This window comes from Luteibacter sp. 621 (assembly GCF_050435445.1).
Lineage (GTDB): Bacteria > Pseudomonadota > Gammaproteobacteria > Xanthomonadales > Rhodanobacteraceae > Luteibacter.
Window position 1 is genome coordinate 1 of the sequence record NZ_JBNDKI010000016.1, and the last position, 22,891, is coordinate 22,891.

The 22,891-nt window shown below is 65.7% G+C and carries 16 protein-coding genes; 8 read left to right on the top strand and 8 right to left on the bottom strand.

Going from position 1 to position 22,891, the window contains the following annotated elements; translation table 11 throughout:
- The first annotated feature begins 221 nt into the window (after positions 1 to 221).
- The 3 genes from apbC (at position 222) to ABIE56_RS16030 (ending at position 2,522) form a co-directional block, all read left to right on the top strand.
- Entirely contained in the window at positions 222 to 1,307 is a 1,086-nt protein-coding gene (gene apbC / locus ABIE56_RS16020; RefSeq protein ID WP_429244790.1) for an iron-sulfur cluster carrier protein ApbC, read from the top strand.
- A 61-nt stretch (positions 1,308 to 1,368) separates the two neighbouring features.
- Positions 1,369 to 1,935: a dCTP deaminase gene (gene dcd / locus ABIE56_RS16025; RefSeq protein WP_247435326.1), complete on the top strand. Its 567-nt coding sequence runs from the start codon at positions 1,369 to 1,371 to the stop codon at positions 1,933 to 1,935.
- 86 nt (positions 1,936 to 2,021) lie between these two features.
- Entirely contained in the window at positions 2,022 to 2,522 is a 501-nt protein-coding gene (locus ABIE56_RS16030) for a hypothetical protein (RefSeq protein WP_247435329.1), read from the top strand.
- Positions 2,523 to 2,916: 394 nt separating this feature from the next.
- Here the strand turns inward: ABIE56_RS16030 and ABIE56_RS16035 are convergent, their stop codons facing one another.
- A complete protein-coding gene (locus ABIE56_RS16035) occupies positions 2,917 to 3,327 on the bottom strand; it encodes an HIT domain-containing protein (RefSeq protein ID WP_429244791.1) in 411 nt (136 codons plus the stop codon).
- Entirely contained in the window at positions 3,324 to 3,995 is a 672-nt protein-coding gene (locus tag ABIE56_RS16040; protein ID WP_429244792.1) for a dienelactone hydrolase family protein, read from the bottom strand. The genes ABIE56_RS16035 and ABIE56_RS16040 overlap by 4 nt, the downstream gene beginning before the upstream one ends.
- 143 nt (positions 3,996 to 4,138) lie before the next feature.
- Here ABIE56_RS16040 and rimO point away from each other — a divergent pair, with 143 nt between their 5' ends.
- Positions 4,139 to 5,461, top strand: coding sequence for a 30S ribosomal protein S12 methylthiotransferase RimO (gene rimO, locus ABIE56_RS16045; protein WP_429244793.1), 1,323 nt, complete (start codon positions 4,139 to 4,141; stop codon positions 5,459 to 5,461).
- Positions 5,462 to 5,466: 5 nt separating this feature from the next.
- Positions 5,467 to 6,261, top strand: a complete 795-nt coding sequence (locus tag ABIE56_RS16050; RefSeq protein ID WP_429244794.1) for a DUF3025 domain-containing protein — start codon at positions 5,467 to 5,469, stop codon at positions 6,259 to 6,261.
- On the opposite strand, the gene ABIE56_RS16055 is transcribed toward ABIE56_RS16050, so the two are convergent.
- Positions 6,258 to 6,893 (bottom strand): response regulator, encoded by a 636-nt coding sequence (locus ABIE56_RS16055; protein ID WP_429244795.1) that lies wholly within the window; start codon positions 6,891 to 6,893, stop codon positions 6,258 to 6,260. The two genes, ABIE56_RS16050 and ABIE56_RS16055, sit on opposite strands and share 4 nt — an antisense overlap.
- 156 nt (positions 6,894 to 7,049) lie before the next feature.
- Between ABIE56_RS16055 and ABIE56_RS16060 the strand changes: the two genes are divergently transcribed.
- Positions 7,050 to 10,553: an ATP-binding protein gene (locus ABIE56_RS16060; protein WP_429244796.1), complete on the top strand. Its 3,504-nt coding sequence runs from the start codon at positions 7,050 to 7,052 to the stop codon at positions 10,551 to 10,553.
- Between the two features lie 59 nt (positions 10,554 to 10,612).
- On the opposite strand, the gene greB is transcribed toward ABIE56_RS16060, so the two are convergent.
- Genes greB through ABIE56_RS16075 form a run of 3 tightly spaced genes read right to left on the bottom strand, consistent with a single transcriptional unit; the run spans position 10,613 to position 13,874 of the window.
- Entirely contained in the window at positions 10,613 to 11,113 is a 501-nt protein-coding gene (gene greB, locus ABIE56_RS16065; protein WP_429244797.1) for a transcription elongation factor GreB, read from the bottom strand.
- Complete coding sequence (locus tag ABIE56_RS16070) at positions 11,110 to 12,372, bottom strand: hypothetical protein (RefSeq protein WP_429244798.1); 1,263 nt, start codon at positions 12,370 to 12,372, stop codon at positions 11,110 to 11,112. The genes greB and ABIE56_RS16070 overlap by 4 nt, the downstream gene beginning before the upstream one ends.
- Positions 12,373 to 12,374: 2 nt before the next feature.
- Positions 12,375 to 13,874 (bottom strand): helicase HerA-like domain-containing protein, encoded by a 1,500-nt coding sequence (locus tag ABIE56_RS16075; RefSeq protein WP_429244799.1) that lies wholly within the window; start codon positions 13,872 to 13,874, stop codon positions 12,375 to 12,377.
- A gap of 132 nt (positions 13,875 to 14,006) precedes the next feature.
- Here ABIE56_RS16075 and ABIE56_RS16080 point away from each other — a divergent pair, with 132 nt between their 5' ends.
- Positions 14,007 to 15,584, top strand: a complete 1,578-nt coding sequence (locus tag ABIE56_RS16080; RefSeq protein WP_429244800.1) for a transglycosylase SLT domain-containing protein — start codon at positions 14,007 to 14,009, stop codon at positions 15,582 to 15,584.
- A gap of 14 nt (positions 15,585 to 15,598) precedes the next feature.
- Here ABIE56_RS16080 and ABIE56_RS16085 read toward each other — a convergent pair whose 3' ends face one another.
- Together ABIE56_RS16085 and asd are read right to left on the bottom strand one after the other, a co-directional pair.
- Positions 15,599 to 16,042, bottom strand: a complete 444-nt coding sequence (locus ABIE56_RS16085) for a hypothetical protein (protein WP_429244801.1) — start codon at positions 16,040 to 16,042, stop codon at positions 15,599 to 15,601.
- Positions 16,043 to 16,180: 138 nt separating this feature from the next.
- Positions 16,181 to 17,026 (bottom strand): archaetidylserine decarboxylase, encoded by an 846-nt coding sequence (asd, locus tag ABIE56_RS16090; protein ID WP_429244802.1) that lies wholly within the window; start codon positions 17,024 to 17,026, stop codon positions 16,181 to 16,183.
- 271 nt (positions 17,027 to 17,297) lie between these two features.
- Here asd and ABIE56_RS16095 point away from each other — a divergent pair, with 271 nt between their 5' ends.
- Positions 17,298 to 22,742, top strand: coding sequence for an autotransporter outer membrane beta-barrel domain-containing protein (locus tag ABIE56_RS16095; RefSeq protein WP_429244803.1), 5,445 nt, complete (start codon positions 17,298 to 17,300; stop codon positions 22,740 to 22,742).
- Positions 22,743 to 22,891: the final 149 nt, after the last annotated feature.

Here is a 22,891-nt window from a genome sequence, read left to right on the forward strand (position 1 = left end):
ACCCCCCCCCCCCCCGCCCCCCCCCCCCCCGCCCCCCCACCCCCCCCCCCCCCCCCCCCCCCCCCCCCCCCACCCCACCCCCCCCCCCCCCCCCCCCCCCCGCGGGGGCGGCCCCCCGCCCCCCCCCCCCCCCCCCCCCCCCCCCCCCCCCCCCGCTCCTACAGGGCCTCGGGGCCCGGGCGTGCCATAATCACGTCATCTTAGGTTTTCCTCATTTCCCCATGTCCCAGGCCAGCGAAACCCTCGTGCGCGGCGTGCTCGACCGCGTCGTTGATCCCCATTCCGGACAGCCCCTGAGCGCGTCCATTCGCGCCGTGGGCGTCGATGGCGACCGGGTGTCGGTCGATATCCAGCTGGGCTACCCGGCCGAGGGCTATGTGGCCCAGGCGGCTGCGGATGCCAAGGCGGCCCTGGAGGCGGAGCCGGGCATCGCGGCCGCCGCCGTCTCCGTGGGCCGGCGCGTGCACGCCCATAAAGTGCAGGGCCAGCTCGCCCCCATGCCGGGCGTGAAGAACATCATCGCCGTGGCCTCGGGCAAGGGTGGCGTGGGCAAGTCCACCGTTTCGGTGAACCTGGCCCTGGCGCTGCTGGCCGAGGGTGCCAAGGTCGGCCTGCTCGATGCCGACATCTACGGCCCCAGCCAGCAGCGGATGCTGGGCCTGTCCGGCAAGCCGGTGTCGCCCGATGGCAAGAGCATCGAGCCGATGCGCGCACACGGCCTCCAGGCCATGTCCATCGGCGTGCTGATCGAGGAAGACACCCCGATGATCTGGCGCGGCCCCATGGTCACCCAGGCCCTGATGCAGCTGCTGAATGACACCCGCTGGGAAGAACTCGATTACCTGATCATCGACCTGCCGCCGGGCACGGGCGATATCCAGCTGACCTTGTCGCAGAAGGTGCCGGTCTCCGGCGCGGTCATCGTGACCACGCCGCAGGACATCGCGCTCCTGGATGCCCGCAAGGCCCTGGGCATGTTCCGCAAGGTGGAAGTGCCGGTGTTGGGCGTCATCGAGAACATGGCCACCCACGTCTGCACGAACTGCGGCCACGAGGAGCACATCTTCGGCCACGGCGGCGGCGCGCGCATGGCGGATGAGGCCGGTATCGCCTTCCTGGGCGAGCTGCCGCTGGATATCCGCATTCGCCAGCAGGCCGACGAGGGCAAGCCCACCGTGGTGGCCATGCCCGAATCCGACCTGGCGGCGCGCTACCGGGCCATCGCCCGGAGCGCGGCGGCCAAGCTCTCGCTGCAGGCGAAGAACAAGGCCATCTCGTTCCCGAAGATCGTCATCCAGAACACCTGATTGGTGGCGTGTTCGCCGCCGTTCCGATACCTTTCCGGCTCCAGCGAGGGAGTAACTGTAAGTGAGCATCAAGTCCGACAAGTGGATCCGCCGCATGGCCGAGCAGCACGGCATGATCGAGCCGTACGCGCCCGGTCAGGTCAAGGAACGCGACGGCCACCGCCTGGTGTCCTACGGCACGTCCAGCTATGGCTACGACGTCCGCTGCGCCGACGAGTTCAAGGTGTTCACCAACATCAACTCCACCATCGTCGACCCGAAGGCCTTTGATAAGGGCAGCTTCGTCGACGTGAAGTCCGATGTGTGCATCATCCCGCCCAACTCGTTCGCCCTGGCGCGCACCGTTGAGTACTTCCGCATCCCGCGCAATGTGCTCACCATCTGCCTGGGCAAGAGCACCTACGCCCGTTGCGGCATCATCGTGAACGTGACCCCGCTCGAGCCCGAATGGGAAGGCCACGTCACGCTGGAGTTCTCGAACACCACGCCGCTGCCCGCAAAAATCTACGCCAACGAGGGCGTCGCACAGATGCTTTTCCTCGAATCCGACGAGGTTTGCGAAGTGTCTTACGCCGATCGCGGCGGTAAGTACCAGGGCCAGCGCGGCGTTACCCTGCCGAGCACCTGAACGCCTTCACGGTCGCATCCGCGCCCGACACCCGAGCGCGGTAGACTCGCCTTTTCCGCCCGTACCAACGATCCACGGAGACACGCATGACCCGAGTTCCCACCCTGATGGGCCGCATTGCCGCGGCGCTGTTCCTCGCCAGCATGCTGGTGCTCGCCGGCTGCCACCGTGGCGCGTCCAAGGGCGACGTGATCGCCACGAGCTCCGAGCAGGGCAAGTTCGATTACACCCTCAAGGCGTACAAGAGCGGCCAGTTTGAAACCCTGGACGGTGCCGTGCTCTCCGCTGCCGATGCCGGCAGCCACTTCGCCTACCTGAAGGACACGGGCAAGCTGCCGAAGACCGTGCTGCTGCTGCCCAGCGACGATTCGAAGATCCGCGACAACCACCTGGGCTTCATGGCTCGCATGGCGCTGGATTACGGCTTTGCCGTGTACTACGACAAGAAGGGCGAACTCGTCCGCCTGAACGCGGTGGAGAGCGAAGCCCGCCAGCTGGAAGATACCCCGCACAAGGCTGACCTGCCCGATCGCATGAAGGGCAAGGAAGCGTCCAGCGGCGCATACGACCCGCAGACGCAGCAGTAACCGAAAAGGCCGGCGCAAGCCGGCCTTTTTTTTGGTTCTTCACGTATTCCCGGGACATGCGCTGTGTCGCGCATCGTCATCGGTTCATTCGCTTACGCGAATGCATGTGTTCAGCGGCTTGCGCCGCCTCAGGCTGGTGGCCTGGCGAATTCGGGGGCGGTCAGGCCCTTGGGGCCGCCAGTCGCGGACCTTCGGACCGGGCCGTAGCGTCGCGTTCGCGATCATCGGGACTCAAGGCGGCCCTCCGCTCATGTCGGCCCCAAGGGCCTGACCACCCGCGGCTTCCTCAACCCGGCACGCAAGAGGCGGCGAATGCCGCTAACAACACGCGTTCGCGAAGCGAATGAACCGGTTCATAAGAGCTGGTTGCGGCATGAGGCCTGGAAATGTGCGATTAGCCCGGTAACAGGGCGCGCCGCACCCGTTCCGCGAACGCGTCGACATCGGCATAAGGCTCCGCCTTTCCCGATCCCCAAACCGGCCCTGGCCACGCCGCATCCCCCTCCACCCGCGCCACCACGTGCACGTGCAACTGCCGCACGATGTTCCCCAGCGCCCCGATATTGAGCTTGTCGCACGGTGCCACGGCGCGCAGCGCGGTACCGGCCTGGTCCACCTCGCGCCACAACGCCACCCGATCGGCTTCCGCCAGGTCCGACACCTCGACCAGCCCTGCCTGCCGCGGCACCAATACCAGCCAGGCGAACCGCTGGTCACGCATCAGCAGCACCCGGCACAGCGGCAGGTCGCCGACGACGACCGTATCGCCGGCGAGCCGTGCATCCAGTTCAAACCGGGCGCTCATGCCAGTTCGCGGGCGAAGAAGGCGAGCGTGCGCTCCCAGGCCAGCGTGGCGCTCGGTTCGTCGTAGCTCGCTCGGACATCGCAGTTGAAGCCATGGTCGGCCGGGTACACCCAGGTATCCATTTCCGGTTTCAGTTCGCGGTGCTTCTCCACCATCTCCGGCGGGATCGAGTGGTCGCGTTCACCGAAGTGGAAAATGACGTTGGCTTTTGCCGGTTCGGTCAGGAACGGCACATCGCGCGAGCCGTAATAGCTGGAGGAAGGCAGGCCCAGACGCAGCGCGGCCAGCATGGCCACCGTGCCACCCCAGCAGTAACCGACCGTGCCGACCTTCACGCCATAGGTCGCCTGCAGGTACGCCGCAGCAATTCCCACATCCTGCTGCGGCCGGAGCAGGCCCAGTTCGGCCACCATCTTTACGCCCTTGGTCATGCCTTCCTGGTCGTACCCTGTCTCCACGCCCTTCTCGACAGGATCGAACAGGGCGGGGGCGATCGCCACGTAGCCCTCGGCCGCAAAGCGGTCCGCCACGCTACGAATATGGGCGTTCACGCCGAAGATCTCCTGGATGACGACGATGCCGCCCTTCGGGGCGCCAGCGGGTTCGGCCAGGTAGGCATCCATGCTTTCGTGGGGACGGGACGTATCGAGGATCAGGGTGCGACCCATGGGGGAAATCTCCGGTTGGGGTGAGAACACTGCGCGAAGATTACCCGTGACGCCGTCCAGAAGTCGTGCCCGCTGGCACGGCCGGACCGGGCGGCCCCAACCCGCTATAATGCGCGGTTTCCCCTCCCCGGTACCCACGGCATATGTCCCAGGCCGCCCAGTCCCAGAAGATCGGCTTTGTCAGCCTTGGCTGCCCGAAGGCGCTCGTCGATTCCGAACGCATCCTCACCCAGCTCAAGGTCGAGGGCTACGAGATCGTGCCCAGCTATGGCGAGGCCGATGCCGTGGTGGTGAACACCTGCGGCTTTATCGATTCGGCGGTGCAGGAATCGCTCGATGCGATCGGCGAGGCGCTGCACGAGAACGGCAAGGTGATCGTCACCGGTTGCCTGGGCAAGCGCTCGGAGCTGATTCGCGAGAGCTATCCCGATGTGCTCGCCATCAGCGGGCCACAGGATTACGCCTCGGTGATGAGCGCCGTGCACAGCGCGCTGCCGCCCATGCGTAACAAGTTCCTCGACCTGGTGCCGGATACCGGCGTCAAGCTCACGCCCAAGCACTACGCGTACCTGAAGATTTCCGAAGGCTGCAACCACCGTTGCAGCTTCTGCATCATCCCGTCCATGCGCGGCGACCTCGTCAGCCGCCCGGTGGATCAGGTGCTGATGGAAGCGGAGAAGCTGGTAAAGGGCGGCGTGAAGGAGCTGCTGGTGATCTCGCAGGACACCAGCGCCTACGGCGTCGATACGCGCTACGCCGAGCGTGAATGGCGCGGTAAGCAGTACCGCACGCGCATGACAGAGTTGTGCGAAGGCCTTTCGGAGCTGGGCGCGTGGACGCGCCTGCACTACGTGTACCCGTACCCACACGTGGATGAGATCATGCCGCTGATGGCGGAAGGCAAAATCCTTCCGTACCTCGATATCCCGTTCCAGCACGCCAGCCCGCGCATCCTCAAGCTGATGAAGCGCCCGGGCAATGTCGACAAGACGCTCGAGCGCATCCAGAACTGGCGTCGCCAGGTGCCGGACCTCACGATCCGCAGCACCTTCATCGTGGGCTTTCCCGGCGAGACCGACCAGGAATTCAGCGAACTGCTCGATTTCCTGCGCGAAGCCGAGCTCGATCGCGTGGGCGCATTCGCCTACTCGCCGGTGGATGGCGCCAAGGCCAACGATCTGCCGGGCCAGATCGACGAGGAGCTGAAGGAAGATCGCCTGGAGCAGTTCATGGCGGTGCAGGCCGAGATCTCGGCCGCCAAGCTGCAGCGCAAGGTCGGCAAGACGATCAAAGTGCTCATCGACGAGATCGATGCTGATGGCGCCTGGGGCCGCTCCAGCGCCGATGCGCCGGAGATCGATGGCGCCGTGCGTATCGATGACGGCCAGCTGCTGAGGCCGGGCCAGTTCGTCGACGTGCTGGTGGAAGAGGCCGACGCCCACGACCTTTACGGTCGCCTGGCGTAAACCCCATGCGCTACGTGGCACCCCCGCGCGAGCAGCTCGATCGCCGCGTGCTGGCCGTGCCACCGCTGGCGCACTGGCGTGAATTTTCTGCGCTTATCGCGAGTGATGCCTGGCCGGAAACGGCCGGGCTGAACGCGTTGCTGCCGGCCGACGCGGGCATACGCTTCGTTGCCCAGGATCGCGCGTTGCTGGATGACGGTCTGCACTACGAAGAGCGTATCGCACAGGGTGCCATCGCCACGCGTGAAGCGAACTGGCATGACTTGTTCAACGCATTCGTGTGGTTGCGCTATCCCACACTGAAGCGCGCGCTCAACGCACGCCAGGTGGCCGAGATCGCGCGCATGGGCCCGCGCGAACGATCGCGACCCCAGTGTGCGCTGACCCATTTCGATGAGGCCGGCATCATCGTGACGCTGCGCGACAGCGACATGCTGGCCGCATGGGATAAGCATGACTGGCACACGCTGTTCTGGGTTTACCGTGATGCGTGGCAGCGCGGCGACGCTCGCGCCGAGATCTTCGGGCACGCGCTGCTTGAGCATGCGCTGACACCGGAAAAGCTGCTGGTGGGCAAGGCGCTCGTGGTGATGGGAGGCGACGATGCCGCCGCCGTGTGCTCGCGCGCCATTGCGCAGGGCGACGTGCTCAACGACCCGCAGGAACTGCGGCCGCTACCGGTTTCGGGCGTGCCGGGCTGGCACGAGGACACGGAAAACGAAGCGTTTTACACCACGGCCCCGTGTTTCCAGCCGATAAGGGCAGGGCGGATGTACCCGCCTGCCCTAGGGGGCGCTTAAACCAGCCCGTGATCGCGGACGTAATCGCCGAGCAGGCTGTCGTGATCCACGCCGAGCTTGCGCATGGCATCACGCTTCTGCCGGCTGATGGTTTTCACCGACTTGCCTTCGCGATCGGCAATCTGCTGTAGCGACTGGCCGTTGACGAAGGCCTTGATGACTTCCTTCTCGCGCGGCGACAGCGGCGCGCCGGGCATGGCGACCGAGTTGTCGTCAGCCTCGTTGAGGATGTCGAGCAGGGATTCGCTCAGGTAGGTCTCACCATCGTGGACGGCTTTTGCCGCGGTGGCCAACTCGTCCATGGGCGCCCGTTTGTCGACAATACCGCGGGCACCCCGCGACAGCATCGATTGCAGGGCGGCAGGCCGGTTGACCATGGTCAGGACGATCACGGCGAGCTTGGGATATTTCTCAGCAATGGTGTCGAGCAGGGCGAATCCGTCGTCCTGCTGATCACTCGGCATGAGAAAATCCGTAATCACGACATCGCAGGGGCGGTCCGCCAGCATGTCGAGAAGCTCGCCAGCGGCCTTGGCCTTACCGACAACGTCGATATGCGCGTTCTCCAGCGCCAGAGCGCCGCCAACGAGTACGAGCGGGTGGTCGTCTGCCAGAATGACTTTCAGTGGCATGCGTTTGATTCTCCTTCTTTCCTAGCGACGCCATGTGGTTCGATCCGATTATGCCCACGATGGTTCCCCTGACGAAGCCCGCCTGTGACCCGATATCTGCTTCCGTTAATGCTACTTGTGCTGTCAGCCTCGGCCTACGCAGGCCCGGACGTGCCCTTGAGCCCGGAAGATGCCGAGTGGATCCGCCACCACCCGGTCCTCACGGTGGGCGCCTACCGGGAGGGCTACCCGCCCTTTGAGGAGCTGCGGGACGGCCAGCTGGAGGGCCTGGGGCCCGATTACCTGCACGAGGTGGCCACCGAGCTGGGGGTGACCCTGAAGACCCGGGTCTACGACACCTGGCCCCAGCTGCTGGCGGCCCTGTCCCGCGGCGAGATCGATGTGGCGACCAGCGTCACCCCGCTGGAGCAGGGCATGCCGGGTATCCGGGTGGGGGCTACCTACTTCGAATCGCTCCCGGCCCTGGTGCAGCGTGCCGATACCACCATCATCCACCGCACCAGCGATCTGCGCGGCAAGCGCCTGGCGGTGCACGCGGGCTATTTCGACATGGCCGCCCTGCGCCGCGAGCTGCCCGACACCACCCTGGTCGAGGTCGGGTCCACCGCCGAAGCGCTCCAGCGCGTGCGCATGGGCGAGGTGGCCGCTTATATCGACAACCCGTATTCCGCCCGCGCCTTCGTCACCCGGCTGGGTATGGAGCACGAGCTGCACGTGGGCGACCCCCTGGCGCTGCCGATCAGCGCCCTGGCGCTGGCCGTGCCTGCCTCGGAGGCGCCCCTGGGCCGGGCGATCGACCACGCCCTGTCCGACCTCACCGCGGCAGATCACGGCCGCCTGCGTGCGCCCTGGGTGGGCCGGGATATCGCCCCGCGCCCGCGCCAGTTCGCCATTCCGCTCAGCGAGCGGGAGAAGGCATGGCTGCACGACCTGCCACCACTGCGCCTGGGGGTTGATCCGAGCTATGCGCCTTTCAGCCTGATCACGGGCCAGGGGCAGGCCGAGGGCCTGTCGCTGGATTACGTTCGAGAGATTGCTGCGGAGCTAGGCCTGCGCCTCACCCAGGTCCCCAGTGAGAACTGGTCAGGCACGGTGGCCAGCGTAAAGCGGGGCGAGGTGGACCTGGTCGCGGCGATCAACCCGCAGAGCGCCACGTGGCCGTACCTCGAGCCCAGCACGTCCTACCTCGATTTCCCCATCATGATCGTTACCCGTGAAGGGGCGCCGGTCATCGCCGGCCGTGACGACCTGGCCGGCAAGCGGGTGTTGGGCAACACCACGCGTGAGCCGATCCGCCGGCTGCTGGGGCGCATCTCCGGCGTCACGATCGTCCCGGTGGATACCGAGGAGGACGGCCTGCGCCGCCTGGCGGCGGGTGAGGGGGATGCCTTCGTCGGCAACCTGGCGTCGGTCGATTATCTGATTCGCGAACACTTCCTCGGCCAGTTGAAGGTCGCCGCGCCCACGGGCGATAGCGAGGCCATTGCCATTGGCGTGCGCCGCGAGCTGGCGCCGTTGCTCCCGCTGATCAATCGCGTGCTGGTGAACCTGCCTACCCATCGCCAGCAGGAAATCCGCAATACGTGGTTCGCCTCGCATTACGTGGTCGGCCCCACCTGGCGTGAAATCGCCAGTCGCGTGCTGCCGTTTGTGGCGGTGCTGCTGGCGTCGCTTATCGCCATCAGCTACGCGTACCTGAACCTGCGCCGTGAAACGCGCCGGCGCGAACGCACCGAGCGGCGCCTGGCGGAAGTGACGGCCCACGTGCCCGCCGTGGTCTATGAGGCCGTGCGCGATACCGAAGGGCAATACCGCATGGCGTACGTTGGCGGTGATCCGCAGACTTTGCTCGGCATGGAGCCGGGGCAATTGCTGGAAGGTGCGGGTGATAGCTTGCTGGCCCCCGTCGCGCCGGAAGATCGCGACGCCTTACGCGAGGCCTTCGAACGCTCGGCACGTGACACGGCCCCGCTGCACGTCACGGTGCGTGCGCAAGTGGGCGAGCGCGTGCGTTACCTCAGTTCCGATGCCGTGCCCCTGGCCGCCGCCGATGGCAGCGTGCGCTGGAATGGCTACTGGGTGGATGTGACGGCGCAGGAGCTTGCTTCGCGCGGCATGGCGAAAGCGCGTGACGAAGCGGAAGCCGCGACGCGCGCGAAGAGCGATTTCCTTGCGACGATCAGCCACGAAATACGCACGCCGATGAACGGTGTGATCGGCCTGCTCGATGTGCTGGAGCGCACGCCGCTCGATGGTGAACAGCGGCGTATGGTCACCACGATCGAGCATTCCGCCGAAGCGCTGATGCATATCCTGGATGACGTGCTCGACTTCTCGAAGATCGAGGCGGGCCATCTCGCACTGGATCCGCGTCCGTCCGATCCGCGCGCCCTCGTCGAGGACGCGGTGGCCATCATGGTGGGCCAGGCGCAGGCCAAAGGCCTTTCCATCCAGGTCAATATCGATGATGCGCTGGCGCCCGCCGTGCTGGTTGATGATGGGCGACTTCGCCAGGTGCTGCTGAACCTCATCGGCAATGCGATCAAGTTCACGGCGGCCGGACATGTCAGCGTGGATGTTCACGTCGACCAGGAACACGGCGGCCGGCAGCGGATTCGCTTCGTGGTGAGCGACACCGGTATCGGGATCCATGCCGCAAAGCTGCGGCATATCTTCGCCCCCTTCAGCCAGGCCGAATCATCCACGACGCGGCGTTTCGGTGGCACCGGCCTCGGCCTGAGCATTTCGCGCCGCCTGATCGAACGCATGGGCGGCCACATCGTGGTGCAGAGCGAGCCGGGCAAGGGCACCGTGGTAACCGCCACGGTGGAGTTGCCGATCGCGGATCCGCTCGCGGTCACGCACGCGGTCGTGGTGGATGAATCGCGCGAGGTATCGCCGGATGTGCGGGTTGCCCGGATCCTTGTCGCCGAAGACCATCCGGTCAATCAGCAGCTCGTGCGCGCACAGCTATCGATGCATGGCCTCGGCTGCGAGATCGTGGATGATGGCGTGGCGGCCCTCGCCGCGCTCGATGCGGCGGACTACGACCTGCTGCTGGTCGATTGCCACATGCCACGCATGGATGGCTATGAGGTGGCGCGCGAAGTGCGACGGCGTGAGCAGGGCACGGGACGTCACCTGCCCATCGTGGCGATGACGGCGGACGCCCGGGCTGACCAGCGTGAGCGATGCCTTGCCGCCGGCATGGATGATCTGCTGCGCAAGCCCATCCGGCTGGAAGCGTTCCACCAGTCGGTATCGCGCTGGCTTGGCGCGGCGTCCTCCGTGCCGGTTACGAGCGAAGCGAGGCCGGCGACCAGCCCCGTGATTGATACGGAGCGGATGCGTCGCGCCTTTGGTTCGGACGAGAACATCGCGACGGTAATCCGCGCGGGTGCCGCGGCCACGCGTGAAGCCCTGGCACGCTTTGACGAAGTGATCGCTGGTGGTGACGCCGAAAGCGTCGCCGGTTGGATCCATCACGTGCTGGGTGGCGTGAACGTGTTCGGTGACTCTTCGGTGGCCAGTGAAGGTGAAACGCTTGAGCTGGCGCTGCGGGAAGGGGCATCGCTCGATGTCGACGCGGTGGCACGGTTCGCCGCCCATGTGGAAACCTTCACCGAGCAACTGGAGCAACACACAGCAGGCTCTCTGTAGGAGCGCGCTCGCGCGCGATCCCCTCAGTCATTCCACCCCGATCGCGCGCAAGCGCGCTCCTACAGGTAGCTCACGGCGACTACCGCGAAGCGGGTGGGGCCGCCGGGCAGCACGGCCTCGAATTCATCGTCCACGCGCTTCTTCAGCACGGCACGGGCCATGGGCGAGTCGATGCTGATCCAGCCCAGCTTTGCATCGGTCTCGTCCGGTCCCACGATGCGGTAACGCACCGTTTCTCCCGTCTCCACGTTTTCCAGTTCGATGAGGGCGCCGAAGAACACGGCATCCGCTTGTGAGGGCATGGCTTCTACCACCTTCAGCACGGGGATCCGCTTGCTGAGGTAACGCACGCGGCGGTCGATCTCGCCGAGCTGCTTCTTGCGGTAGGTGTATTCCGCATTCTCCGAGCGGTCGCCTTCGGCGGCTGCGGCGGCAAGCGCTTTCACTACTTCCGGCCGTACCGTGTGCCACAGGTGGTCGAGCTCCGTCTTCAGGCGCTCGAAGCCATCCCGCGTGATGATGGCGGTCGAGGAGGGAGCGGGTGGGCGCCAGCGGCTCACGGCGTCACCGGCCGCGAGGGGTCGAGCGTGTCGAGCATGTCCATCAGGTCCTGTGAAACGGGGTGGCCGGAATACGCGTGTAGCAGCGAACGCGCGAGCGTCGCCGCCTGCTCACGTTCCTCCAGCCGGAAGTGCATCTGCACGGCGAGCAGACCGTAGTTCGGCGCGCCCATATCCCCTGGCCAAAGGCGCAGGTAGCCGAGTGCCAGTTGCAGCGCCAGGCGCGGCATGCCGCCGTGGGCAGCGGTATCCGCCAGCGGCCCGCAGGTGTTGGTGGCATCCGGTACAAAGGCCGGATCGATACCGATGCAGTCCTGCACAACGCCGAGCGCGCGCCGGGTCTCGCCGCCGGCTACCAGCGCGGCAATCCAGATCTGACCATGCACGAGCAGCTCGGGCATGCGTTCCTGCGCACGAAGCAGCTGCCGGTAGCGCAGGTGTAGCGGTGCCGGCGTGAGGCCTTCGCGGATGCGTTCGGTCAGGATATCGGTCGCCGCGGGGATGTCATCGCGGGCGATCTCGTTCACGTGGGCAAGCAGCGCGTCATCGTCATCGGGGTGGGTGGCTTCGATCAGTGCTTCGGCCTCGGGGTGGTAGCCCAGTCGCTCGTGATGGTGGTGGATCAGCGCGCCCATCAGGTGGAAGTTGTACAAGGCCAGGTAGTTCGCGACCAGGTAATACACCAGGGTGCCGAGGAACATGGGCCCGCGCTGCTGCATGGCGTATTGTGCGCCCGCCTGCAGCAGGCCCGTGGCGAGCACCACGGCGAAGAGCTTGAAGTAGTCCACGCCGATGCGGCTGATCGCGGCGACCCATGTCAGCGGATTCAGCGCGGCGCCCACGCCATCGAACGTCAGCGACATGGTCATCACAGGCAGCACGAACGCAACCACCAGCGACACAAGCAGGCCTGATACACCGAACAGCAGCGGCGCGAGAATCGCCAGGGCGTTGCCGGTGAGCTGGATGACGATAAGCGCGAGGGCGGCCTTGTCCTCGGAATTCATCGCCATTTCCGGCGGGTTTTCAAACCCGTCGGCGCTGTGGCGAAGGCAGGCAAAGGCGTACGTGTACAGCGCGATCCAGCCCAGGCCCACGACCAGCAGGCGCAGGCCCATCATCGGGAAATACGCCAGCAGGTCGAATACCGCGATGGCGCCGATCGTGACCGGGGCCGCGCCGCGCAGCGGGTACCGGAAACCGCTGATGATCCGCTGGTTGAACGGCACCGATGCGTCGGCCAGGGCGACGTGCGGCATGGTCAGCGTTTTCCGCCGAAGATGCTGCCGAGGATGCCACGCACGATCTGCTGGCCCGCGCGCGAGCCGGCCGTGCGCACCATCGATTTAGCCATGGTTTCCAGCATGCCCTGGCGGCGCTTGGTGCCGAACACGGCATCGCGCACCGCATCGCCCCAGCCATTGCCCTGGTCCTCGCCCTTGTCGGTGTTCTTCACCGGCGGCGCGGCATCGTCGTTCTTTGCCGTGGCTCGGGCCGCAAGCATTTCTTCGGCGGACTCGCGGTTGACGGCCGTGTCGTACTTCGCACCCACCGGGGAGCGCGAGCGCACCGTCGTCCGCTCATCCAGGGTGATCGCGCCGATACGGCAGGTGGGTGTCGCCACCAGCACCTTCTGTACCGGCGAAGGCACGCCGCCTTCACTCAGCGTAGAGGCGAGGGCTTCGCCCGTGCCCAGTGTGCCGATGGTCTCGACCACATCGAGTTTCGGATTCTTGGCGAAGGTTTCCGCTGCCGCTTTCACCGCCTTCTGGTCGCGCGGTGTGTACGCGCGCAGGGCGTGCTGCACGCGGTTGCCCAGCTGCCCAAGGATTTCTCCCGGCACATCATCGGGATTCTGCGAGCAGAAATAGACGCCCACGCCCTTCGAGCGGATCAGGCGCACCACTTGCTCCACGCGCTGGCGCAGGGCAGGCGGCGCATCATCGAAAAGCAGGTGCGCTTCATCGAAGAAGAACGCCATCTTGGGCACATCCAGGTCACCCACTTCCGGCAGCTGCTCGAACAGTTCGGAGAGCAGCCAGAGCAGGAACGTGGAATACAGGCGCGGCTTAAGGATCAGGGTATCGGCGGCGAGCACGTTGACCACGCCGCGCCCGTTCATGTCCTGGCGCATCAGGTCAGCCAGCTCGAGCGCCGGCTCACCGAAGAAATTGTCGGCACCGTCCTGTTCCAGCTTCAGCAGTGCGCGCTGGATCGCAGCGATGCTCTGTGCACTGATCAGGCCGTAGCGCGTGGAGATGTCCTTCGCGTGCTCGGCGGCGAAGCTGAGCATGGCGCGCAGGTCGCCCAGGTCGAGCAGCAGCAAGCCTTCGTCATCCGCCACGCGGAACACCACCTCGAGCACGCCTTCCTGGGTGTCGTTGAGCTCCAGGATGCGCGAGAGCAGGGTGGGGCCCATTTCCGAGACGGTGGCGCGCACGGGGTGACCCAGCTTGCCGTAGATATCCCAGAACACCACGGGGTTGGCCTGCGGGGCCCAGTCGGTGAGGCCCAGTTTCGCCAGGCGATCCTTGAGCTTGTCGGAGGGGGGCGCGGCGGCCTGGGACAGGCCGGCCAGGTCGCCCTTCGCATCGGCGAGGAAACAGGGAACGCCCAGGCGTGAAAACCCCTCGGCCAGCAGCATGAGGGTCACCGACTTACCGGTACCCGTGGCGCCGGCGATCATGCCGTGGCGGTTGCCGTAGCGGGAGTCCAGTTCGACGGCGGTGGTGTCGTTGCGGCCAACAAGGATGCCTGGCATGTCCGTTCCTTATGAATGTCCTGAACAAGTTTACGCAAGGATGCGCCGTTACGGAGAATTTTCCGCTGCGCCGCTTGAGTCATGTAGGGTTCCGGCGTAACGTTGCCGGCATTGTCTGACCTGGTCCCACGCATGGCGCTTCACGCACGTTACGCCCTTCTCCTGCTGCCCCTGGCAGTGCTCGCTGGCTGTGCTTCCGGGGCGGCCCCGAAGGCCGGCAAGGCGACGCCCGAAGTGAATGCGTTGTACGACCGGATGAACCAGGCTAGCAAGGGCTATGAGGCGGCGATCGACCAGGCCCGCCGTGGTGACACCGACCAGGCGGCCCGCACCCGCAAGCAGGCGCTCGACCAGCTGAAGGATGCGTCCGCGCGGTGCGGCCTTACCCCCGGCTGCGATCCGCAACGCTTTGCCGCAGTGTTCGACCGCCTGCTGCGCCTGAAGGACGGCAGCTTCATCGAGGGCGAAGACTCCGACGATACCGAGCAGAGTGCCGAGGTGGGCGCGCAGCCGGGCGATACCAGCGGTTCGGTGGCGCTCAACGCGCTCCCGGAGGCCCAGCGCAGCGTCACGCTGCTGAAGGGCCAGAAATTCTCCGACATGATGGTGATGAACGGCCCGGTGAAGGCCGCGCTCGAGATGTGGCTTACCCAGCTGCGCCCGAACCTCATGGATGCCTACGTCAACTACCAGATGATGCGCTACAAGATGTGGCCGGCCTACCAGAAGGCCGACCTGCCCGAGGCGCTGCTGTTCGGCATCATGGCCAAGGAATCCGGTGGCAAGGTGCACGCTGTGTCGCGCTCCGGCGCATCGGGCCCGCTGCAATTCATGTATGCCACCGGCCTGCGCTTTGGCCTCTCCAGCGATGGGGGTTTCGACCAGCGCTTTGATCCGCAGCTGGCGGCCCAGGCGAACGCCGAATACATCAATGAGCAGCTCGGCGCGTTCAACAACAACCTCGAAATGACCCTGGCCGCCTACAACGGCGGTGAAGGGCGCATGCGCCGCATCGCGGCGGGCAGCCCCGGCGCCGGCTTCTACGACCCCTCGGTGTATGGGCAAATGTCCGCGGAAACGCGCGATTACGTGCCCATGGTGCTGGCGGCGGCGTGGCTGTTCCTGCACCCGGATAGCTACCACCTGAAGTGGCCCAAGGTGGATGGCGTACCAGGCCAGATCACGCTGACCCGGTCTGCCTCGCTTACCGAACTCACCGTGTGCCTCGGCTCGTCCGATGACATGCCCGAAGGCTGGTTCCGCACGCTGCGTAACCTCAACCCGCGCCTGGATCCGCAGATGAGCCAGCCCGCCGGCACGCGTCTGGAAGTGCCCAGGCAGCTCGAAAAGGCGTACATGGCCAGTTGTACCGATGGCCCGTGGCCCATCCTTGCGAGCGACCTGCACAGCGCGGTGAAGATCCTGGCGCCCCCGCCGCCAGCGGCGACCTCGGCTGCCCTGGCCTCGGGTGGCGCCAATGGTCCGAATGGCCCCGGCCCGCAATACCAGTACGGTAGCGGCTCATCGTCGTCATCGTCATCGAAGGGCGCGCGTGGCTCGAAGAACTACACCGTGCGCAAGGGCGATACGCTGGTCAGCATCGCGCGCGGCAGCAGCTGCGCGGATGTGGAAGACATCGCAAAGATGAACGGCTTGAAGACCCACTCCCTGAGGGTGGGGCAATCGCTGAAGGTGCCTGTCTGCCGCTGACCGCCGGGCCGGGATCAGGCGAGGGCGGAGGGTTCCATCCACTCGGCGCCAAAGTCGCGGCGGTCCGGGGTGGAAAGCTCCTTGATCTGGCGCATCAGGCGCAGCACCTGGCGGTGCAGCTCTTCCATGCCCGGGCGGCGTGAATCCAGCGTTTCGTGGTACACGGCCGCGATCCACAATGCCACGCCACGTGTGGCGATCAGCGGGTTATCCGAGCGGGCCTTGCCCAGGCCCAGGTCAGGGCCGTGCCCGTACGTGCTGTAACGCTCATCGGGCGGCGTGCCATACAGGTGCGGGAAATCACAGGCGGCGACTTGTTCCATCTCGCGTCGAACCAGCTGCTGCAGGTCCGCATGCGTGCGAACGGGCAGGGCGAGAACCACGCGCTCGATATCCGCCAGCTGGCGGCGAAGGCGGATTTCGCGATTGACGGCAATGAGATGTGTAACCAGACGCATGACGGCTTCCCCTATACGGCACTGCGTGTCTGGATGCCAACCCTTTGCCCCGTGGCATCCGAGGGTCGAAGCATACCGTGCCGTTACGTCAAATGTAAGACGTTTTCGTCACAATGTGACGCGTAGGGTCAACCGCTTTTAGCCGCCACCATTCCATTGGCCGAGCCGCTGGCCAACCGTAACCTGTTGTTGAGGCTGGAGATTGTCCAGCTCGTAGCCTTCGGGCATCAGTAGAATTACCGTAGAGCCCATGTTGAAACGGGCCATTTCGGCAAAGCGTTCAAGCTTCACGCCCCGCGTGCGGCAGTCGGTACGGATGATGTCCGAGGCATAAGGCGGGATCGCCAGGCCATCCCACACCGTCGCCACGCTGGAAACCAGAATGGCGCCGACCATCACCGAAACGAACGGACCGTGCTCGCCATGGAAGTGGCAGACCAGGCGTTCGTTGCGGGCGAACAGGCGCGGAATCGCTTCCACCGCAAACGGCGCCACGCTGAAGATGCGGCCCGGCACATGGGTCGTGCCGGTGAGTTCGCCTTCGAGCGGCATGTGCACGCGGTGGTAATCACGCGGCGACAGATAAATGGTCACGAAGCTACCGTTGCGGAACGGCGCGGCGGCGGCTTCGTCGCCGAGCAGTTCCGCCGCGGTGTACTCCTGGCCCTTCGCCTGGAAGATGCGGCCGTCACGGATGCGGCCCGACTGGCTGATACGACCATCGGCCGGGCACAGGATGGCCTGGCGGTCCGGATCGGCCGTACGCGCGCCCGGTTTCAGCTTGCGGGTGAAAAATGCGTTGAAGTGCGGGTAGGCCAGCGGATCAGGCTGGGCGGCCTGGCTCATATCCACGTTGTAGTTCCGCACGATCGTCTCGATCAGGTAGTTCTTCCATGGCGCCCACTCCCAGCGTGTCGCCTGGTAGACGATCCGGGAAAGGAAGCGATGCGGGAGGATGTACTGCAACAGGACGCTTGGTTTCATCGGCGGGAGTATAGGGGAGAGAGGCCTGAGCACCAGCCCGTTGTGTGTCGCCCGTATGACGGACCCCTGCACACCCCCTTCATTGCCGGATTTGTATAGACAAATTCGGAGGCGATTTTTGCAACGCATTGTTGCGCATCGCTGCTCTGCACGGTAGCCGTCAGGCTTCGGGTGGGGCGGAGTGAGGGGGCTCGCTCAACCTGGGGCTGGATGCCTGCCCGTGCCTTTTGAAGCCGCTCCGGACGGCGGCTTCCAACGGGAAGAACACACAATGAAGATCACGTACCACACGCCTGCCACCCGCCCGGCTCCAGGCGCCCGCCGCCGCGCGGTGCTCTTTATGGCCATTGCCGCCTCGCTTGCCATGCCCGCCACGCGGGCCCATGCCCAGACCACGACCGTTCCCGCCTACAACCCGCGGGACAACGATGGCGAAGTGGGTGCCACACTGGTGCAGGGCGGGGCCACCACCACGCTTACCGGCAGTTCCGCCCAGTTCGAGCAGGGGCAGACGGGTAACCAGAACACGACGCTGCAGGCCCTGTTCGATGCGGGCCGTATCACCAACGGCTCGGAACAGTGGATTGGCCGGCCACGGCTCAATCCCGGCCCGCAGAACACGGGCATCACGGTGAAGGACCCGATCACCGGCACCAATCGGGTCGTTTCGGTCTACAACTCGGCGAACTTCAACGATCTACCGGCCGTGTCGTACCAGACCCAGGTCCCGGATATCGTCAACGTCGGCGATAACCAGTACATCGACATGCGCGTGGGCCAGGTGGCATCCACCGGCGGCACCCTTAACGTGGCACTTGGCGATAGCGGCTCCAGCAGCACCAGCGCGAACAACAGCTTCGTGCTGGCCGCCAAGCAGAGCACGCTGTTTGCCGCGGATGGTACCGGCAATGCCGACAGCAACATCAACTGGCAATCGAACAACCGGTTCACCTTCATTGGCGACCAGAACCCGGCAACGACGCAGGGCTACGCGGTGAGCTACGTGTCGCAATACGGCGGCACGTTCAATGTCACGGACAAAAACAACGTGACCACCTCACACACCGTGACCAACGCCGCGCAGCTGAAGGATTACAACACGTTCCTGATTGCGGGGCTGCAGAACGGTTCGCTTGACTATGCGCAGTACAGCAGCCTGTTCAGCCAGGCGTACAGCTACAGCAGCCAGAGCATCACCTACGGCATCTCGGCGGATGACCAGCAGGATGGTTTTCAGCCCGTCGGCATGCGCGTGGTCATGGGCCTTGATGGCGCGCGTGCGCACGGCACCGTCGCGGCCGGGGCGACGCTTGAAGGGGTGAACACCAACGGCGGACTCATCCGCGCGAGCAACGGCGCCACGGTCAACGTGCTGGGAACGATCGGTACGGCGGGAACCAGCGGTGATCGCGTCGCGCTGGAACTACAGGGTGCGGGCGGAACGAACGCGGGCGTCATCAATGGCGGCTTCTTCGGCACGACGACCTCGCTCCCGACCACATATGGCTTGAGTGCGGTTGACCTTAACGGAACGGCGACGACCCGTTCGACGTTCACCAACAGCGCGTCGGGGATCATCAACAGTGCCCTCGGTACCGTGAACGGGGCGGGCGTAAGCAATGGCATCCGCCTCGGCGCACGTTCGACGGCGACCAATGAGGGTGCGATCAACGTGGGGGTCACGGGTTCGCGGTCGAACGGCTCGATCAACGGCGTATTCATCGGCACGCCCACGTCATCGTTCACCAACAGCGCCGGTGGCCTTATCTACCTCGGCCGCGGCCCACAGGCCTCCGTGACGGACGCCCCTGCCGATGTCGCGCTCAACCAGACCACGATCAGCACGGGCATCAATGTCGCCAGCCCAGGCACCGTGAGTAACCAGGGCACGATCACCCTGGGCTCGCTGACCCAGAACGCCGCCGGCATCCTGGTCACCGCACCGGGCGCGAACGTCGAGAACGCGGGCACCATCAATATCAACGGACGTGCGGCCGCCGTGCCGCGCGACAACGTCGGCATTTCCGTGATCAACGCGGGCGCGACCGGTGCGGGTATCCGCAACACCGGCACCATTAACGTCGCGGGTGTGAACGGCACCGGCATCAAGGCCCTCTCCACGGCGGGTACGGCGTCGCTTGTCCGCACCACGGGAACCATCAACGTATCGGGTGCGGCGGATCCTGCCAGCGGCACGCGTAACTACGGCGTATGGGTTGAAGGGCAGGGCACGGCCATGGCGACCGGCGATGTGCAGGGCCATGTCAACCTGACTGGTAACGGTGCGATCGGTATCCGTGCCCGCGGGCGGGCGACGGTGAACGTAGCGGCCGGGGCCGCGCCGACGTTTGCCAATGGAAGCGATCAGATCGGTTTCTTCGCGTACGGGAATGACGCCCATATCAATGTCGCTACGGGCTCCAGCCTCGACGTATCCACGCTGCGCTCCACGTTGTTCCGCCTGGATAGCGGTGCGGACTTCGATGGCACGGGATTGTCGGCCGCGGTATCCGGCGAGCAAGCGACAGGCATCCTGGGATCTGGCGCCGGCTCGGTGATCAGTACCCGCAATGCAGCGATCAACGTCAGCGGCGCGTCGGCGCAGGGCGTCCGCATCGAAGGCGGAGCCACGGGCACGATCGATGCCGCCACGAACGTCACCCTGAGTGGTGATGGTGCCGTGGCTGGCGTGGCGGATGGTCAGAAGCACGATCTCACGGGTGCGAACGTTGGCGCCCCTTCCTCGGCCACATCGCTGACCAGCCTGGCCACGATCAACTCGGCGACCGCGGGTGTCACCGGCTTCATCGCGCGCAATAGCGCGTCCCTGACGAACGCGGGTGCATTGAACTTCACGGGGGCCAATGCGACGGGCCTTGTCGTGGAAAGCAACGGTGCCGCGACCAATAGCGGCACCCTGGATCTGTCCGGCCCAGGCGCCACGGGTGCCGTGCTGCGCACGGGCGGAACGCTGGCGAATACGGGCAGCATCCACGTAGGCAGCGGTACAGGCGTGCGCGTGGAAGGCGCCGGTACGCAGCGACTGAATCCGGCGGGCACCGTTGCCGTGGATGACGGTGTGGCAGGTGTTCAGCTGGTGGATGGCGCAGGGCTTCAGCTGGGCAGTGGTGATTCGGCGATAACAACCGGCGGTAGCGCCCACGGCATCCTGCTGGATTCGGGCGCAGCGTCACTGGTCGCCAATGGCACGACGATCACCACGCTAGGCACGGGCAACGCGATCGAGAACGCCGCGGAGACCGGTGCCATTACACTGAATGGCGCGACGCTGCGCGTGGGTGATGGCGCTGGCCTGCGTACCGCTATGGCGATCGACCCTTCCTCGACCGCTACGGTCGACATCGATGGCAGCGGCACCGGCTACGCATTTCGCCGGGCGGATGGTTCGCCGACGGCGGCTGACCTTTCCATCGGCAGCGGGTTCACCATCCATGGCAATGCGGCAGGTAGCACGGGCATCCAGGCACTTACCAGCGGCGCGGTGAACACCGCGGCGACGGTCAACATCCTCGATGCGGCCGGCGGCTCGGCACTCGTCGCCGGTTCGGCGGCGTCCGTAGCCAATGCCGGTTCGCTCACGTCGGCGAGCCTCGTGGCACCCGTGGTGGACCTTTCCGATGGCAGCGGCACCTCCCTGACGAACAGCGGGATCATCGCCGCGGCGTCGCCCGCGGCAGAAGCCGTGCGAGGTAGCACGGGCAACGACACGGTCGCCCTGTCGGCAGGCGCGGTGACCGGCGAGGTAGCGATGGGTGAAGGCAGCGATACGTTCAACTGGAGCGGGGGCACCCTTCAGGGTGGCCTGACCATGGGCAATGGCACCGGCAACAGCGCGACGCTTGGCAACGTGGACACATCCACGACCCGCCATCTGCTGGCCGGCACCGGTGGCAATAACTCACTCACCTTCAACGGCACGCAGGCGCGCGGCGGTACGTTCGATAGCGATACGCCCGACAAGGGTATACGGATAGCGGGCTGGAACAGGTTCAGCCTGGTCAATGGTGCGGCGTTCGAACTTACCGATAACCTCACGCTGGCAGGCAGCGATGTTGATATCGATGGCACCTCCACGCTACAGGCTGGCAACGATATTCACCCTGTGATCGCCGCAGCGACGCCTGGCATGGCGACGGTCAGCAACCGCGGGACCATCGACCTCACGAACGGTGGAGGTTCGCCGGGCAACTCGCTCACCATCGATGGCAATTACAGCGGCGATGGCGGCCGCGTGAACCTGGCAAGTGAGCTCAACGAAGGTGGCGCACTCGCCGCGCAATCGACCGACAGGTTGCTCGTGAACGGCGATGCCAGCGGCGAAACGATCCTTCATGTCGCGCCAGCGACGCTCAGTAAGGGTGCGTTGACCGATCTGAATCGTGATGGCTACGTGGGGGCGGGCGAAGGTATCAGCGTGGTACAGGTCGCTGGCGCATCGACGGGTGGTGCATTCCGGTTGAACGGCGGTTACCTCACGTTCGGGCCCTACCAATACGGGCTTTATGCGTTCCAGCCAGGTGCCAGTGATCCGGCGCAGCGCGTCGTCGGTGGTGCCACGACCGGAGGTAACTATTGGGACTACCGCCTCGCCAACGTCCTGGTCTGCGACGGGCCATGCCCGGCACCCACGACATCGACGCCCGCGGCAACGCCCCCGCCTGGCCAGCCGTACGTGGCGCCACCGGTCGCGACCGGCGCGCCAACGCCCATCGAGGTGCGCCCGGCGCTCGCGCCACAGGTGCCGAACGCCATCGCCACCCCTTCGGCGTTGGGGCTTTACGGGTATCGCGCTGTCGATAACCTGCACCGTCGCCTTGGTGAAACCCGCAACATCGACGACATGGACAAGGGGCTGGGCGGTGAGGCCTTCGTGCGCTACTTCGGCGGCGACTACGATGTCTCCACCGACCGCTCGTTCAGCCAGTACGGCGCTGACTACGACGTGGATACGCGGGCAGTGCAGGTGGGTACCAACATCTTTGACCTGGACCTGGCCCGTTCCAGCCTGCGTGCAGGCGTGGCTTATACGCACGGCACCACCCGGCTGGATCCGAAAGCGGCCGACGGCTACAGCCACTCGAAGTTCGATACGAACTCGGTGGCGATGTTCGTTACCTGGCAACAGCAGAATGGCTTCTACATCGATGCGATTGCCCAGGGCGATCGCCATGTGGGCGATGTGGATACCGCCCGGTCGAAAGGCGTGGCGCGCGTGCACGGCAGTGGGTGGGAAGGCTCGCTGGAAACCGGCTATCCCTTCCGTTTCGCGGGCGGCTGGGAGCTTGAGCCGCAACTGCAGCTCACCCGCCAGCACGTGGGGTTGCGTGACCAGGTGGACCTGGAAGGCGTGACCACGCACTACCGGTCTTTCGACCAGACCATTGGCCGCGCTGGCCTGCGTTTTGACCGGACATGGGTGACCGATGGCGGCAGCAAGGCCACGCCGTACGCCCGCCTGAACTACATCAAGGGTTGGGGCGGCGGACCGAAGGTGGATGTCGGTGCAGAGGGCTATGACATCAGCCAGCAGTTCGTCGGCGGCACGTTCGGGCAGGCGCTGGAGATGGGCCTGGGCGGAACCTACGCATGGCGAAACCACGTGTCGGTCTACGGAGAGGCCGACTGGCAGAAAAACCTCGGTGAGGCCGGTGCGCGTGGCTGGTCGGCCACCCTGGGCGTTCGCTGGGATTTCTGACCCGGCGGCCGCCTTCTGCACATTTTCTTCATGTTCCCGCACCTATAGACGCAATCGGAGGCGAACCGCACGGGATGTGCGGTCCGCCGCTCTGCACGGAAGGGCCATGAGGCCCCGGGGGTGGGAGCGGAGGAAGGGGGCCTTTCGCA

What these genes read in the sequence shown, in the direction of transcription:
- apbC (WP_429244790.1), top strand. Translation starts at nt 222, where the DNA reads ATGTCCCAGGCCAGCGAAACCCTCGTGCGCGGCGTGCTCGACCGCGTC.
- ABIE56_RS16030 (WP_247435329.1), top strand. Translation starts at nt 2,022, where the DNA reads ATGACCCGAGTTCCCACCCTGATGGGCCGCATTGCCGCGGCGCTGTTC.
- ABIE56_RS16035 (WP_429244791.1), bottom strand. Translation starts at nt 3,327, where the DNA reads ATGAGCGCCCGGTTTGAACTGGATGCACGGCTCGCCGGCGATACGGTC.
- ABIE56_RS16040 (WP_429244792.1), bottom strand. Translation starts at nt 3,995, where the DNA reads ATGGGTCGCACCCTGATCCTCGATACGTCCCGTCCCCACGAAAGCATG.
- rimO (WP_429244793.1), top strand. Translation starts at nt 4,139, where the DNA reads ATGTCCCAGGCCGCCCAGTCCCAGAAGATCGGCTTTGTCAGCCTTGGC.
- ABIE56_RS16050 (WP_429244794.1), top strand. Translation starts at nt 5,467, where the DNA reads ATGCGCTACGTGGCACCCCCGCGCGAGCAGCTCGATCGCCGCGTGCTG.
- ABIE56_RS16055 (WP_429244795.1), bottom strand. Translation starts at nt 6,893, where the DNA reads ATGCCACTGAAAGTCATTCTGGCAGACGACCACCCGCTCGTACTCGTT.
- ABIE56_RS16070 (WP_429244798.1), bottom strand. Translation starts at nt 12,372, where the DNA reads ATGCCGCACGTCGCCCTGGCCGACGCATCGGTGCCGTTCAACCAGCGG.
- ABIE56_RS16075 (WP_429244799.1), bottom strand. Translation starts at nt 13,874, where the DNA reads ATGCCAGGCATCCTTGTTGGCCGCAACGACACCACCGCCGTCGAACTG.
- ABIE56_RS16080 (WP_429244800.1), top strand. Translation starts at nt 14,007, where the DNA reads ATGGCGCTTCACGCACGTTACGCCCTTCTCCTGCTGCCCCTGGCAGTG.
- ABIE56_RS16085 (WP_429244801.1), bottom strand. Translation starts at nt 16,042, where the DNA reads ATGCGTCTGGTTACACATCTCATTGCCGTCAATCGCGAAATCCGCCTT.
- asd (WP_429244802.1), bottom strand. Translation starts at nt 17,026, where the DNA reads ATGAAACCAAGCGTCCTGTTGCAGTACATCCTCCCGCATCGCTTCCTT.
- ABIE56_RS16095 (WP_429244803.1), top strand. Translation starts at nt 17,298, where the DNA reads ATGAAGATCACGTACCACACGCCTGCCACCCGCCCGGCTCCAGGCGCC.